This is a genomic window from Herminiimonas arsenitoxidans, from assembly GCF_900130075.1.
GTDB lineage: Bacteria > Pseudomonadota > Gammaproteobacteria > Burkholderiales > Burkholderiaceae_D > Oxalicibacterium > Oxalicibacterium arsenitoxidans.
In genome coordinates, this window is the sequence record NZ_LT671418.1 from 159,964 (window position 1) to 175,456 (window position 15,493).

At 50.3% G+C, this 15,493-nt stretch carries 12 protein-coding genes; 9 read left to right on the forward strand and 3 right to left on the reverse strand.

Translation table 11 applies throughout. The features are described from left to right. Positions 1-96 precede the first annotated feature (96 nt). Entirely contained in the window at positions 97-1,362 is a 1,266-nt protein-coding gene (locus tag BQ6873_RS00770) for a YihY family inner membrane protein (RefSeq protein ID WP_076593875.1), read from the forward strand. On the opposite strand, the gene BQ6873_RS00775 is transcribed toward BQ6873_RS00770, so the two are convergent. After that, complete coding sequence (locus tag BQ6873_RS00775; protein WP_076590944.1) at positions 1,359-1,676, reverse strand: DUF962 domain-containing protein; 318 nt, start codon at positions 1,674-1,676, stop codon at positions 1,359-1,361. The two genes, BQ6873_RS00770 and BQ6873_RS00775, sit on opposite strands and share 4 nt — an antisense overlap. A 245-nt stretch (positions 1,677-1,921) precedes the next feature. Here BQ6873_RS00775 and BQ6873_RS00780 point away from each other — a divergent pair, with 245 nt between their 5' ends. Both BQ6873_RS00780 and BQ6873_RS00785 read left to right on the forward strand, forming a co-directional pair. Further along, positions 1,922-2,377, forward strand: a complete 456-nt coding sequence (locus BQ6873_RS00780; RefSeq protein ID WP_076590945.1) for a CBS domain-containing protein — start codon at positions 1,922-1,924, stop codon at positions 2,375-2,377. 157 nt (positions 2,378-2,534) lie between these two features. Beyond that, positions 2,535-4,421 carry an MFS transporter gene (locus BQ6873_RS00785; RefSeq protein WP_076590946.1) on the forward strand — a complete coding sequence of 629 codons (1,887 nt, stop codon included), beginning with the start codon at positions 2,535-2,537 and terminating at the stop codon, positions 4,419-4,421. Positions 4,422-4,501: 80 nt separating this feature from the next. Here the strand turns inward: BQ6873_RS00785 and BQ6873_RS00790 are convergent, their stop codons facing one another. Together BQ6873_RS00790 and BQ6873_RS00795 are read right to left on the reverse strand one after the other, a co-directional pair. Then, positions 4,502-7,405, reverse strand: coding sequence for a PAS domain S-box protein (locus BQ6873_RS00790; protein WP_076590947.1), 2,904 nt, complete (start codon positions 7,403-7,405; stop codon positions 4,502-4,504). Between the two features lie 82 nt (positions 7,406-7,487). Next, a complete protein-coding gene (locus tag BQ6873_RS00795) occupies positions 7,488-9,731 on the reverse strand; it encodes a GGDEF/EAL domain-containing response regulator (protein ID WP_076590948.1) in 2,244 nt (747 codons plus the stop codon). A gap of 146 nt (positions 9,732-9,877) precedes the next feature. Between BQ6873_RS00795 and aroC the strand changes: the two genes are divergently transcribed. From aroC to leuB, 6 genes are all read left to right on the forward strand, one after another. Further along, positions 9,878-10,975, forward strand: coding sequence for a chorismate synthase (gene aroC, locus BQ6873_RS00800; protein ID WP_076590949.1), 1,098 nt, complete (start codon positions 9,878-9,880; stop codon positions 10,973-10,975). A gap of 51 nt (positions 10,976-11,026) precedes the next feature. Next, positions 11,027-11,854, forward strand: a complete 828-nt coding sequence (locus BQ6873_RS00805) for a M48 family metallopeptidase (RefSeq protein ID WP_076590950.1) — start codon at positions 11,027-11,029, stop codon at positions 11,852-11,854. 171 nt (positions 11,855-12,025) lie between these two features. Further along, positions 12,026-13,432, forward strand: a complete 1,407-nt coding sequence (leuC, locus tag BQ6873_RS00810; protein WP_076590951.1) for a 3-isopropylmalate dehydratase large subunit — start codon at positions 12,026-12,028, stop codon at positions 13,430-13,432. A 7-nt stretch (positions 13,433-13,439) separates the two neighbouring features. Beyond that, positions 13,440-13,571 (forward strand): entericidin A/B family lipoprotein, encoded by a 132-nt coding sequence (locus BQ6873_RS00815; RefSeq protein WP_076590952.1) that lies wholly within the window; start codon positions 13,440-13,442, stop codon positions 13,569-13,571. 102 nt (positions 13,572-13,673) lie between these two features. Then, positions 13,674-14,321, forward strand: coding sequence for a 3-isopropylmalate dehydratase small subunit (gene leuD / locus BQ6873_RS00820; protein ID WP_076590953.1), 648 nt, complete (start codon positions 13,674-13,676; stop codon positions 14,319-14,321). 53 nt (positions 14,322-14,374) lie between these two features. Next, the gene (leuB, locus tag BQ6873_RS00825) at positions 14,375-15,445 is read left to right on the forward strand and encodes a 3-isopropylmalate dehydrogenase (RefSeq protein ID WP_076590954.1); all 1,071 of its coding nucleotides are present in this window, start codon (positions 14,375-14,377) and stop codon (positions 15,443-15,445) included. The last annotated feature ends 48 nt before the right edge of the window (positions 15,446-15,493 follow it).

The following is a 15,493-nucleotide window of genomic DNA, read 5'->3' on the forward strand; positions in this document are numbered from 1 at the left end:
TAGGATGCTTTATAAGCATCTAAATGCTTGATAGTGCCCGTCTTGCGCAAATCTGCGTATGCCTATCCAGCAGATGAATACACCTACACACGTTGCATGAAGCTACCTACCTTTCCTTTTTTTCGCGAATTATCCTGGCCGCAAGTGCGGAATCTGTTCCATTTTGCTGCGCGTCGTCTGAACGAAGAACGTTTGCCGCAAGTTGCCGGTAGCCTGACATTTACCACCGTGTTGGCGCTGGTGCCGATCTTGACGATAGCGCTGGCGATCTTTACGACTTTTCCTTTGTTCAACACCTTCCGTACTTCGCTGGAAGCGTATTTTGTGCATAACCTGATGCCCAAAGGCATCGCGAATACCATCCTTGGTTATCTGACGCAGTTCTCCAGCAAGGCGACTCGTTTGTCTGCTTTTGGCGCGGTGGCATTGATAGTGACCGCGGTGGCGATGATGCTGATGATAGATCGCGTGTTCAATCAGATCTGGCGCGTCAAAACCAAGCGTCCCATCATGCAGCGCATTTTGGTGTATTGGGCGATTGTCACCTTGGGACCACTGCTGATAGGCGCATCGATGTCGCTGACATCGTATTTGTTTACTGCGACGGATGGGGTGGTGAAAGGTGTTCCATTTGTGGGCGCCATGTTTTATACATCGATATCCATCTTGCTGAGTATGGTGGCATTTACCTCGCTGTATATCGTCGTGCCTAATCGTCTGGTCGAGTGGCGTGATGCGGCGTGTGGTGGCTTACTGGCGGCGATTGCATTTGAGATCGTAAAACGCTTGTTTGCCGCTTTCGTGGTGAAAGCGCCTACTTATACCGTGGTGTATGGCGCGGTAGCGGCTTTCCCGATTTTTCTGGTGTGGATCTATCTGGGATGGATGATTACGCTGGCTGGAGCGGTTGTCACAGCGGCGTTGCCTATCGTTAAATACGAACGCTGGTGGCATATCCCGCAACCGGGTAGTGCTTTTGTCGATGCGATGGCCTTGTTGGCGGTGTTATATGACGCGCGGGCATCGGCCGATTCTTCTGTCGTCGATACCAAGTTGTTGCGTGACAAGACGCTGCTGGGATTTGATGAGTCCGAAGCGCTGTTGGAAAAAATGCTGGATGCCGGCTGGGTCGCGCGGCTCAAGTCGGAAGGGCCAAAGCGCATGCAATGGGGCAAGCGCATTACCGATGGCCTGGATCGCTGGGTCTTGCTGGCGAATCCGGAGTATCTGACCTTGGCCGACGTGTATCGATTATTCGTATTCGACGCCTCAGGCAACGAGACTTTGGCGAAAAAAGTCGAATGTGCAGTCGAACAAGGTCTGGATCAGTCACTTGCCGCTTATTTTAAATCATCGGACTAGAACGAAATCTGTCCGGTCAGCATTTGCCAGTACATCAGCCATGAACCGATGAAAGAGTAAAACGGTTGCTTGAATGATCGAGGGCGGTTTTGCTCAAACTTGAAGTGGCCTATCCAAGCCAAGCCGTAAAACGACACAATGGCTGCAAGTAACCACCATGCATTGCCTGTGAGGACAAGAATGGTCAGGAAAATGAGGGCAAGTGACGAGCCGAGAAAATGTAACTGGCGGGACGTGCGGTCAGAATGCTCCGTCAGATAAGCAGCATAAAACTCGGAAAACGATTGATACGTCTTTTGTGCAATCACACTCATGACGGCCTCCGCTGGTTGTTTTTGCTACTTCAGATTAGTCCTCGTTGGGCGGGGATGCAAGTTCTATTGGCAGGGAGCATGAAACAAGGGCGCGCCTGAATACGGTAGTTACAACGGGCGTCGTAGGGTATTGTGGTGGTTTCATCTATTTATTCAGGCTTGCGAAGCGATAGTGGATTTTTCGCCGCGCTTGCGCTACATTGAAAGTGTCCGAAGCATAACCACAACTTCTTGAGGACGGTCCCATGAAAGTATCCGAAATACTCAAAGTAAAAGGAAACATTCTCTTCACGGTGACACCAGATAGTCCGATGCTGGATGCAGTCAATGTAATGGCGGAAAAAGACATCGGTTCTCTGGTAGTGATGGAGGCGGGCAATCTGATTGGCATGTTGACCTTCCGCGAGGTAATGGCAACCATACATGCGAATGGCGGTGCAGTAGGTAGTGATACTGTACGTCGTCACATGAACAACAAGCCGATCACGATCACATCCGATACAGAGGTCAATGATATCCGTCGTTTGATGCTGGAAAAACATGCACGTTATGTTCCGGTTCTCGATGGAAAAATTCTGGTCGGTGTTATCTCTTTCTACGACGTTGCGAAAGCAGTGCTCGAAGCGCAAAGCTTTGAAAACAAAATGCTGAAGTCGTATATTCAGGATTGGCCGGCGGTCGCCAACGAGCAAGACAGTTAAACCGTATAGAAGAAAATCAAAAGCCGTTCGCGTATTCATTAAATACGCGAACGGCTTTTTGTCATCTTGATACCTTACAATCCCTTGATCTGTAATCTGTTGCGTCTGATGCGTAGTATCAATGCGCACGGATTTTTTGAACCTACTCTTTCCTCTCATGCGCAAACCTAGTCAGTTCAGCTTGCTCGCACAACGTCGCTTTGCTCCTTTTTTCTGGACGCAATTTCTGGGCGCATTTAATGACAATGTTTTTAAAACGGCCTTGTTGACGATACTGACTTTCGAAGCCTTGAATTGGACCACGATAGACAGGGGATTGTTGAATAACCTGATTCCGGGTTTGTTCATTTTGCCGTTTGTCTTGTTTTCTGCGATTGCCGGGCAATTGGCTGACAAGTTTGAAAAATCAGGCCTGGTGCGTTACATCAAGCTGCTGGAAGTCGCCATCATGCTCGCCGCAGCAATCGGCTGGATGCGGCACGATCTGTGGTTGTTGATTGCAGCGGTGGCGGGCATGGGTTTGCATTCAACGTTGTTCGGTCCGGTTAAATACTCTTACTTACCGCAAAAACTCGCACCTGGTGAGCTGGTCGGGGGCAATGGTTTGGTGGAGATGGGGACATTCGTCGGCATCTTGCTGGGCGAAGTATTGGGTGCCGTGCTGGTATTGCACAAACCGTGGGGAATTGAACTTGTCGCTGGTGGCACAATTGTGATTGCCTTGCTGGGCTGGTTGTCGAGCCGCGCGATTCCGCTGTCGCCAGCGCCAGAGCCTGAGTTGAAAATTAACTGGAATATTGCAACGGAAACAGTGCGCAATATCCGTTTCTCCCGACAGAATCGTCCAGTATTTTTATCCATGCTGGCCAACTCGTGGTTCTGGTTTTATGGCGCGATTTTGTTGGCGCAATTTCCCTTATATGCAAAAGATTATTTGCATGGCGATCACAGTATTTTTGTCCTGTTGCTGACGATATTCTCACTGGGCATCGGTGCCGGCTCCTTGTTATGCGAGCGTCTGTCTGGTCACAAGGTGGAAATCGGTCTGGTGCCGTTTGGTGCAATCGGTTTATCGGTATTTGGTTTCGATTTGTTCCTGTCCAGCATCGCGTACACCAATACATCGCTGGTCGATATTGGCGGCTTCCTGCAGCAGCAAGGCAGTCTGCGCATATTGTTCGATTGCTTGATGATAGGCATGTTCGGCGGTTTGTATATCGTTCCCTTGTTTGCCTTGATTCAGACGCGCTGCGATCCCGCACACATGTCGCGCACGATTGCTGGCATGAATATCTTGAATGCGCTGTTCATGGTTGTGGCTGCATTGGTCGCTATGGTTTTGCTGAATCTGGGTTTGAGTATTCCGCAACTGTTTCTCGTCACTGCGATTTTGAATGCGCTGGTTGCTGCATACATTTTTACCGTGGTGCCAGAGTTCCTGCTTCGCTTCCTCGCATGGTTGATGCTGCACACCACGCATCGCGTGCGGGCCATCAATGCCGAACGTATTCCACAGGATGGTGCGGCAATTCTGGTTTGTAACCATGTCAGTTATATGGATGCGATTGTTATCTTGGCTACGAGTCCACGTCCCTTGCGTTTTGTGATGGATCATCGCATTTTTAAAATTCCTTTGTTATCCGCATTGTTCAAGGCTATAAGAGCGATTCCTATTGCTCCTGCCAGTGAAGATACAGAGGTGATGGAAGCTGCTTATGAAACGATTGCGCATGCATTACAACGCGGGGAGTTGGTCTGTATTTTCCCTGAAGGGAAGTTGACGAATAATGGTGAGTTGAATGAATTCAAGGGCGGCATCATGAAGATCCTGGAACGTACGCCAGTGCCAGTTATTCCGATGGCGCTGCGTGGTTTGTGGGGCAGTTTGTTGACACGCAGTGCTGACAATCCTTTCCAACGCTCCTTCCGCAGCGGACCGTTTTCCAGGTTGGAGTTGGTAGTAGGTTTGCCGATGTCGGCGGCAGAAGTCACGCCGGAAATTCTACGTGCTCAGGTGCAGAATCTGCGCGGCGAGATGAAGTGATATGTGTAGCTTAATGCGAGCAGTTTAAATCGCGGGTATTGCTGCGATTGAGTGGGGATGTATTGCAGGCGAAAGAGGTATTACGTTTGCGGATGCAATGCATCGTCATCATTGTTTCTTTGCGGCGCAATGAGCGGTAGAGTCAAGGTGAAGGTCGTACCGATACCAATTGCACTTTGCACACGAACACGACCACCCAGCACGCCGCTGACAATGTTGTGAACAATATTCAAGCCTAGGCCTGATCCGCCAGCCCCCAGTTTGGTGGTGAAGAAGGGATCGAAAATTCGATTCAAATTCTGCGCAGGAATGCCGATGCCATCATCCTTGATGCTGAGTTCTACCCAGCCATCGATAGTGTTGCGGGCGGAAATCACCACGACACCTTGTGCTTTTCCATCGAAGCCGTGCAACAGCGCGTTATTGATCAAATTGGTCAATACTTGACCCAAGGGACCAGGATAGCTGTCGAAACTAATATCATCCGGAATATCCTGCTCGACCACGATGCCATTCTTGCGTATCACCGGCCATAGCGTCAGAAGGATTTCGCTGGTGACTTCAGCCAGAGAAAATGGGCGTCTTTGCGAGCTGGTTTGATCGATTGCAACTTGTTTGAAGCTGTTGACCATATCTGCGGCACGATGCAAATTCCTCACCAGAATATCGCCGGCCTTGCCAACGTCAGTGATGTAACTCTCCAGCGTTGAACGTTTGATCCCGTGGTTGTCACGATAATTTTCTGTGAGTGCAGAAGTCTGATCACTGAGAGTGCTGGCGACCATCAGACTGTTACCGATAGGCGTATTCAATTCATGTGAAATACCAGCGACCAGCGCGCCTAGCGCTGCCAATTTTTCGTTATTTACCAATTCTTCATGGGCGAGATTTAGCGCATCCAGTGTGGTTTCCAATTCCTGGTTTGCCTGCTGTAACTCTTCCGTACGTTCGATGACGCGATCTTCCAGCGTAGTGTTGAGATCAAGAATTTCGTTCTCAATCAAACGTTTTTCCGTCACATCCTGACAGGCGAGAATGCCAAACTGCTCGCCCTCAAGCAAGAAAATATGTCCGGAAAGTTGAATCAATACTTTGGTGCCGTCACCTCTATACATCCATATTTCGCCATGTGATCCCGTCTCTCCGCTGGTTCTTAATTTCTCTAAAAGAACGTCTCGATCGACAGGGTCGCAGTACATCGCAAGATCTTGCGTATTTCTTCCAATGACAGATGAGCGTGATCGCAGGAACAATCGTTCGAACGCACTGTTGATGTCTTTGATCACATTATTATTTTTGACTTGTGTAACGAACATCGGCACTGGTGTCGAATGAAAAATCGTGGCAAAGCGTTGCTCGCTTAGACGCAATTCTTCTTCCGTATGTTTGCGCTCCAGCTCGGCAGAGGCGCGTTCGCTGAATACTTGTAGCAATGAGCGGGTCAGGTCGGGATTGCGTAGCGCGCTAGAGTGCATGACGGCCAATACGCCTATCGTATGCCCGTTTACATCATGCAGAGGCGCGCCTGCATAACTATCCCAGCCTTGTGCATTCAAGACCTTGTATTGCGGGAATATGGATTGAACATCGATAGCCAAGACGCAGATCTGGCCTCTTAATGTTCGCTCACAAGGCGTTCCGGAAATCGTGTATTCGAAGTTGTCGACAGTATTGCCATGCAAGTACGCCGACAGTGTGTGTATGCGCGTTGGATGATCTGGCTTTTGCAGCAAGCCTATGAAGGCGCAATCGGCGCGCAATGCGGATGCCAGATCATGGACGAGCGATTCAAAGAAGGATTTCCCTGTTATGCCATGCGTACCTTGTGCCAGTCGCAAGAGTGCATGATCGGCTTCCGCTTTTTGTTCTTCCAGCAATTGCTGCACACTTGATGCCTTGCGTTTTTCTGTGATGTTTTCTGCCAATGTCAACAATCGTCCCTTGTTGCCGTCGCTTTCATCTATTGTTGTGTAACGCCATGCGCAAGTAATCGTACGGCCATCTGCAGTTAGATGGTCGTAGATGCTGTGTGCATTTTTGGTATCGGGTTGTTGGATGAATGTATCGATGAAATTGGGTTGTGTGTAAGGAGCCAGAAAGCGTCCATTTCGTCCGAGTACTTCTTCACGGCGATAACCGAATATCTGTTCCGCGGCTTTATTCCATTCAATGATCTGGCCATTCTTGCTCCATTCAATGATGGCGAGAGGACTTTGTTCCAGCAATAAGCGCAAGCGTGTTTCGCGCTCGTGCAGTGTTTTTTCTATACGAATACGCTTCTCGATATCGTCCAGCAGCTCTTGATTCTTTTGGTCCAGATCGGAAAACAGAGTGCGCAGATGGATACGCGTATTTTCAAGTCCTTGCGCAAGCGCACCGATTTCATCTTGATGCTTCCATGTGAATGGTTCGTCCAGTTTGCGTTCAGCCAATTGCTTGGCGCTCGTCTTCAAACGCAGCAAGGGACGCACCAAGCGTCGTTCCAACAAGATCAGAATGAGCAGGATAGACAAGCCGGTTTGTACAGCCAAGAGCAGAGCTTGATACGCAAGGCCTTCTGTCATGACTTGCTGTAAATGCAGGCTGTTGACCTCGACGCTTAGCGATCCTGCGGCTTGACCACGATGATAGACATTGATATTAGAGCTGGCGGTAAAGCCTACGCGCCTATCGTGATGAGCAGCGATGGCAAAAGGTGTGTGTTTGTTGTCGCGTGCTTCAATGCGGACGATATTATTATTTTTAGACAGCGCAGTATCGATGGCTGTGCTGACGTCCTGATAATCGAGATTCCACAAGGCTGCGCTGATGCTGTCGGCGATCATGGCCGCATTTTCTTCAGCGAGCTTGATGGTTTTATTTTTTATTTCTGAATCGTAGAGCTTGAACCAGCTATAGCCATTGATCAGAATTGCCGGCACGAGCAAACCGATTATCACGGTCAATACGATTGAACGACGCAACGTGAGTACGCTTTTTTTCATATCGTCCGGCGGAGAGTTGGGCTGGTCGGCGATGACAGAAAGCAGCCGGCCTTGTGCGCGAGATGGAGTGTTTTTGTGCGTTCTAGATTTGTTTGTGATTACCCAACCAACTGTGCAGTGCGTCGGAAGTCATGGGTTTTGCGAATAGATAACCTTGGCCCATAGGACAGCCGAGCGCAGTCAGAATCTCTGCCTGTCTTTCATCTTCTACGCCTTCAGCAATGATATCCAGTTCCAGATTGCGACCTAACTGAATAATCATTTCGGCTATGCTGCTGCCGCGTGACGAATCAGTAATTTCTGTAACGAAGGCGCGATCAATCTTGAGACGATCTACGCTTAGTTTTTGTAAGTGGCTGAGCGAGGAGAAGCCAGTGCCGAAATCATCAATCGCGATGCTGACGCCGGTTGCCGTAATTTGATCCAGCAATTTGATCAAGGCATCGGGTTCTTCCATCGCCATCGATTCGGTGATTTCCAGCTCGATGCAATGCGGCGGAGCATTGGTGTCGTGTAATGCATTGCGCAGCATGCTGAGGAAGTGCGGATGACGGAACTGCACCTGGGATACGTTGACCGAGACCATGAAGTCGGTAAAGCCCAGGCGTTGAACGCGTACAAGTTCCTGGCAAGCTTGGCGCAGTACCCATTCACCCAGTTCGATGATCAAGCCTGAATATTCGGCAATCGGAATAAAGCGGCTAGGCGGAATCGAAGAGCCATCTTCAGTCGTCCAGCGCAATAGCGCTTCCGCACCGACTGGCATGCGCGTGGCCATGTCGACTTGCGGTTGATAGACGACGGACAAATGTCGCTCTTCAAACGCGGCGCGTAAAGCGTGCATCATGTTGACGCGTTCACGGATGTCGATACCCATGTTGCGGGAGAAATACAGATGTCCGGTGCGTTGCTGATGCTTGGCACGCTTGAGCGCGATATGCGCATTTTTCAACGCTTCTACACCACGACCTTTATGTTCGGACAAACGAACCAGGCCGACGGTTGCAGAGAGTTGTACATCTTGTCCGTCGATGCTGAATGGACGTTCAAACTGAGCAAGCACAGCGGCAGGGTTGACTTGAATGTCGTCGCCCAATACGCCAAAGGTGTCGCCACCGACGCGCGCCACAATCAATCTATCGCCCAGACGTGATTGCAAGCGTGTTGCTACGGCAAGCAATAGCAGATCGCCGAATTGATGGCCGAGCGTGTCATTGGTTTCTGCGAAATGATCAATGTCGATCAGTGCCAGCGTGGTTGGCTGGTTTTTGGTCGAGATTAAATTCTCGTCGATGATTTCTTTGAGGCGTGTGCGATTCGGCAGTTTGGTCAGCGAATCGTAGAAAGCGGAATTGTGTAGACGTGTAACGAGCGAAATGTTGGCAAGACCAACTGAAATATTGCTACAGAAAACCTCCAGCAAGCGTAGTTCGATATCGTTTAACGGTCGCTCGGTTCTGAAGAAGGCTGCAAAATTTCTAAATGCATTGCCGGTGAAGTGCAGGGCGGTAAATTCACGGCCATAGATATTGCGTTTTTCGTGCAGGGCGCGGGTTAAGGTCTTGTCGATACTCGCATCTTCGATGGAGGACAGCGGATGATTGATCAAGTCGCTGTATTTTCCTGCGGCGGCGACGATGAATAAGGCATTTTCCTGGTTATGGAGCTGCTCCTGTATGCAAAACAAACCGTCAGGCGGCAGGCTAAGCAGGCGAGCAATTTGGGTTATTACGCCAGTGGTGAATTCTTCAAACGTTTGTAACGCCATCAGCTCTGTACTGGCGCGCAGGATCATATCCAGGCCGCTGCTGCTTGAGTTGATGGTGCAGATTTGTTCGTAGGAGCGAATTGCGGCTGTGACAACGGTGTACAGCTTGATGCGGGTCAGTTCAGATTTGGTTTTGTAATCGTTGATATCGAACTGTTGAATCGCGTCGATTTCAGGAGCGTAACCAGGTTGGCCGGTGCGGAGGATAATGCGGACTTCTGCGCGGTGTAATACATCGCGTATGTAATGCACCAATTGCAGGCCTTCATCCTGCTGCTCCATGACGACATCAAGCAAAATAACCGCAATATGCGGCTCTTTTGCCAGAATTTCTCTGGCTTGCTCTGCAGAATAGGCATGCAAAAACGCCAGAGGTCGATTTTGTATTTCAACGTTGCTGAGTGCAAAAGTGGTCGCCGAATGGACGTCAGCATCATCGTCGATGATCATGACCTGCCATACGTCGCTGCTTGCACCTAACTTACCGTCACCGGACACGCGCACCGTTTCGTCCAGAAATACAAGGTCATCCTCGCTATGGCTGACCAACTTGCCCATATGGTGCCTTCTCCGAGATTGGTTATTCTGATTTGGAATCCGTATATTGCACATCGATTTGTCATCAGGCAATGATTTTTCTTGAACTATTTGTTTTCTGTGCACTGGTAGAATGACTACTTTATTTAGCTTATAACCATCAAATCATGTCCGGTAATACTTTTGGAACACTCTTTACTGTCACCACTTTTGGGGAATCCCATGGCCCGGCAATCGGCTGCGTGATCGACGGTTGCCCACCCGGCATGGTGTTGTCAGAAGCCGACATTCAGCCTGAATTGGACCGCCGCAAACCGGGTACTTCGCGCCATGTAACCCAGCGTCAGGAATCCGATACGGTAGAAATCCTGTCCGGCGTGTACCAAGGCAAGACCACAGGTACGCCGATTGCCCTGCTGATCCGCAATGAAGACCAGCGCAGCAAGGACTACGGCAATATCACTGAAACCTTCCGTCCTGGCCATGCTGACTACACCTATTGGCATAAATACGGCATCCGCGATCCACGTGGCGGCGGTCGTTCTTCCGCGCGCTTGACCGCGCCTGTGGTCGGTGCCGGTGCGATCGCCAAGAAATGGTTGTTTGAAAAATACGGCACAACCTTTAAAGGTTGCATGAGCCAGTTGGGCGATATCGAAATTCCATTTGAAGACTGGCGTCATGTGGCTGAGAATCCATTCTTTTCTGCTAACGCGAGCATCCTGCCGCAGCTGGAAGCGTATATGGATGACTTGCGTAAAAACGGGGATTCCTGCGGCGCGCGTATCGATGTCGTGGCTGAAAACGTCCCGATTGGTTTGGGCGAGCCGATTTACGACAAGCTGGATGCAGAAATTGCATTTGCCCTGATGGGTATTAATGCAGTGAAGGGCGTAGAGATAGGCGCTGGCTTCAAATCGGTAGCGCAAAAGGGCACTGAACATGGTGACGAACTGACGCCGGAAGGCTTTGCTACCAATCATTCAGGCGGGATTCTGGGTGGGATTTCCACTGGTCAGAACATCACTGCATCGATTGCGATCAAGCCGACTTCGAGTATCCGTACCGCACGTCATTCGATCGACAAGGCTGGCAATCCGGTCATGGTGGAAACCTTGGGTCGACACGACCCTTGCGTTGGCATACGTGCAACCCCGATTGCCGAGTCCATGCTGGCACTGGTGCTGATGGATCATGCTCTGCGTAATCGCGCGCAATGTGGCGATGTGTCGGTTACACCGCCGCCGATTCCTGCAAGTCGTTAATCTGCCATCGCTGCATGCTCTGTGCAGCGATCATTTTTTGATGGAGAAAAAATGAAGCCAGTTCGCCGGTATCCTATTTTGTCGTCGGTAGCACTCATGTCGACCATGTTTCTGCTATCAGCGTGTGAGACTGTGCAAACCACGCAAAGCGGGGTCGTGGGCATCGACAGGCAGCAAAGAATGATGATTTCAGCCCAAGAGCTGGATCAGTCTGCAAGCAAGCAATATGGCACCTTGATTGCAGAGCAAAAACAAAAAAACACTCTGAATCGCAATCCAGCGCAGGTGGCACGGGTGCGTAGCATTTCCAATCGATTGATTGCACAAACATCGGTTTTTCGTCCAGACGCACAGCGTTGGCAGTGGGAAGTCAATGTACTGACCTCGCCGGAAGTGAATGCCTGGTGCATGCCCGGCGGAAAAATTGCCGTCTATACCGGTTTGATTGAAAAGCTGGATGTCACTGACGACGAGCTGGCTGCCGTATTGGGGCATGAGATTGCCCACGCATTGCGGGAACACGCTCGCGAGCGTGCATCGGAGCAAAGAGTAGCCGGTAGCGTGATTTCGATCGGTTCAATTTTGTTGGGAATGGGCGATCTGGGGCAGCAGAGTGCGCAATACGCTTATATGGGTCTTGTGGGCTTGCCTAATTCGCGCAGTCACGAAACGGAAGCGGACAGGATGGGCGTTGAGTTGGCTGCACGTGCCGGTTATGACCCGCGTGCCGCTGTCACCCTATGGCAAAAAATGGGCAAGGTTTCTGCCAGTTCAACGCCTACCTTCCTGTCTACTCATCCATCCAGTTCCGATCGCAGCCGCGATTTGACGGCATATTCCGAACGTGTCATGCCGCTTTACCTGCAGGCAAAGAAATAAGTGACAAGACGGCAAGATGTTGTATTCAAGGCCGTCGTCCTCATCTTTTTAGATAGATAGCCAGCTTTCTGGAGGTCATCCAATGCCGCTTCGTGCAATGAAACGGCACAAATATGGCATAATCGAGAGCTACCTCATCAGTCTTTACTGACTTACTTTTACACACGAAACATGGCCCAAACGCTCTACGATAAACTTTGGCAATCGCACGTCGTCGAAACCGGCGACGATGGCACCACTGTGCTCTACATCGATCGTCATTTGCTGCATGAAGTGACCAGTCCTCAAGCATTTGAAGGCTTGAAGCTGGCTGGTCGTCGCCCATGGCGCGTTTCTGCCAACCTGATGGTGGCGGATCACAATGTGCCAACCACTGACCGTTCGCAAGGCATCGCAGATCCTACATCGCGCCTGCAAGTGGAAACGCTGGATGGCAATGCGCATGAATACGGTTTGACCTATTTCAGCATGCGTGACAAGCGCCAAGGCATCGTGCACGTCATCGGCCCTGAACAAGGTGCAACTTTGCCGGGGATGACGGTTGTGTGCGGTGATTCTCATACGTCTACGCATGGTGCGTTTGGCGCATTGGCACATGGCATCGGTACCTCGGAAGTCGAGCACGTATTGGCGACGCAAACTCTGTTGGCACAAAAATCAAAAGCAATGCTGGTACAAGTCGACGGCGTATTGCCGGATGGCGTAACAGCAAAAGATATCGTATTGGCGATTATCGGTAAGATCGGTACCGCTGGCGGTACTGGTTATGCAATCGAATTCGCGGGTTCTGCTATACGTTCCCTGTCGATGGAAGGTCGCATGACGGTCTGTAATATGGCGATTGAAGCAGGCGCGCGTGCGGGTATGGTTGCGGTTGATGATGTCACTATCAATTACGTCAAAGGTCGTCCTTTGTCGCCGGTCGGCCCACACTGGGATCGCGCAGTCGAGTACTGGCGTACCTTGCATTCCGATGTCGGTGCCAAGTTCGATATGGTCGTGACATTGAATGCTGCCGAAATCAAGCCGCAAGTCAGCTGGGGCACTTCGCCTGAAATGGTTGTGGCGGTAGATGGTCGCGTACCTGATCCAGACAAAGAAAAAGATCCAACCAAACGTGATGGTATGGAAAAAGCATTGGTGTACATGGCACTCAAGCCAAATACGCTGATCACAGATATCCGTATCGATAAAGTCTTCATCGGTTCCTGCACCAACTCGCGTATCGAAGATTTGCGTGCTGCTGCTGCCGTTGTGCGCGGCAAGTTCCGTGCATCGAACGTGAAATTGGCGATGGTTGTGCCTGGTTCCGGTTTGGTGAAAGAACAAGCCGAGCGCGAAGGTCTGGACAAGATTTTCAAGGCAGCAGGTTTTGAATGGCGCGAGCCAGGTTGCTCGATGTGTCTGGCGATGAATGCAGATCGTCTGGAGCCGGGTGAGCGTTGTGCTTCGACTTCAAACCGTAACTTCGAAGGTCGTCAAGGTGCGGGTGGACGTACCCATCTGGTCAGCCCTGCAATGGCTGCCGCTGCCGGTATTGAGGGTCACTTCGTCGACGTTCGTGCTTTGAAACATTGAGGACATTATGAAGAAAGCTATTTCATTCTTTTTGCTGATTACATCGGTTTATCTGCTGGCAGGTTGCAACACGATGAATGGTTTTGGTAAGGACGTCGAACATCTGGGCGACAAGATACAAAACAAAGCCGCCAAGTGATGGCGTGAATGTTCGTACTTCATTTGCCGACGTACGTTTTATAAAGTAGTAAATCGTGTTGCAGTAAATCGTTTCTGCAATACGTCTTAATAGTTGGATAGCATGGATAAATTTACTATTCTTGATGGTTTGGTTGCACCGCTGGATCGTGCAAACGTCGATACCGATGCCATCATTCCAAAACAGTTCTTGAAATCGATCAAGCGCACCGGTTTTGGTCCGAACTTGTTCGATGAATGGCGTTATCTGGATCATGGCGAGCCTGGGCAGGATAATTCCCGTCGCCCATTGAACCCTGATTTCGTGTTGAACCACCCGCGCTATCAAGGTGCGCAGATTTTGTTGGCACGCAAAAATTTTGGTTGCGGCTCATCCCGTGAGCATGCACCGTGGGCCTTGAGCCAATACGGCTTTCGCGCTGTAGTAGCGCCTAGCTTCGCCGATATCTTCTTCAACAACTGCTATAAAAACGGTTTGTTGCCAGTTGCTCTGACGGAAGCACAAGTTGATCATCTGTTTAATGAAGTCAAAGCATTCCCTGGCTTCCATCTGGTCATCGATCTGGAAAAACAGATCATCGGCACCAGCAGCGGCAGCGTGACTTATCCGTTTGAAATCGACGCCTTCCGCAAATATTGCCTGTTGAATGGCTTTGACGATATCGGCCTGACCTTGCAAAAGGCAGACAAGATCCGTGCTTATGAAGAGCGCCATCTGGCCGCACAACCGTGGTTGTCGAACACGATCTAAAGCGCGAACCAGGCATAACGTAATCCTTTTTTAATCTTTCTCGAAGTCATCAAATGAAAATCGCAATTCTGCCGGGCGACGGCATTGGTCCGGAAATCATGAATCAAGCAGTCAAGGTGATGAACGCCTTGGGTGAAAAGTTTGAAACCGAAACAGTAGCAGTCGGCGGCGCTGCGTATGCAGAGCAAGGCCATCCATTGCCAGAGTCGACCTTGAAGGTTGCGAAAGAAGCAGATGCGATTTTGTTCGGCGCCGTAGGCGATTTCAAATACGACACACTGGAGCGCTCGCTGCGTCCTGAGCAAGCGATTCTCGGCCTGCGTAAGCATTTGGGTTTGTTCGCCAATTTCCGTCCTGCGATTCTGTATCCGGAACTGGCAGGCGCGTCATCGTTGAAGCCGGAAATCGTTTCTGGTCTCGACATCATGATCGTGCGTGAATTGACCGGTGATATTTACTTCGGCCAACCGCGCGGTATGCGTGAAGCGCCGGACGGTCCGTTCAAAGGTTCGCGCGAAGGTTTCGACACCATGCGTTACAGCGAACCTGAAATTCGTCGTATCGCACACGTAGCATTCCAGGCTGCGCAAAAACGTAGCAAGCGTCTGACCAGCGTTGATAAAGCCAACGTGCTGGAAACATTCCAGTTCTGGCGTGATGTTGTGACCGACGTGCACAAGGAATACAAAGACGTCAAACTCGACCACATGTATGTCGATAACGCAGCGATGCAATTGGTGCGCGCACCAAAAGAATTCGACGTCGTTGTGACTGGCAATATGTTCGGTGACATCCTGTCCGATGCAGCGGCAATGTTGACCGGCTCGATCGGCATGTTGCCTTCAGCTTCGCTGGATGCAAACAACAAAGGCTTGTACGAGCCATCGCACGGTTCTGCACCTGACATCGCTGGTAAGGATATGGCTAATCCATTGGCACAAATTCTGTCACTGGCCATGATGCTGCGTTACTCATTGGCTAAAACGGAACAAGCTGATCGTATCGAAGCGGCTGTTAAATCTGTGTTGAAACAAGGTTTGCGTACTGCCGATATTTACGAGGCAGGCACGACCAAGGTTGGTACCACACAGATGGGCGATGCCGTAGTTAAGGCTCTGGCTTAAATAAAAAAGAGCGGCAGCAGTCAATAAGCCGCAATCAATTTGATAAAT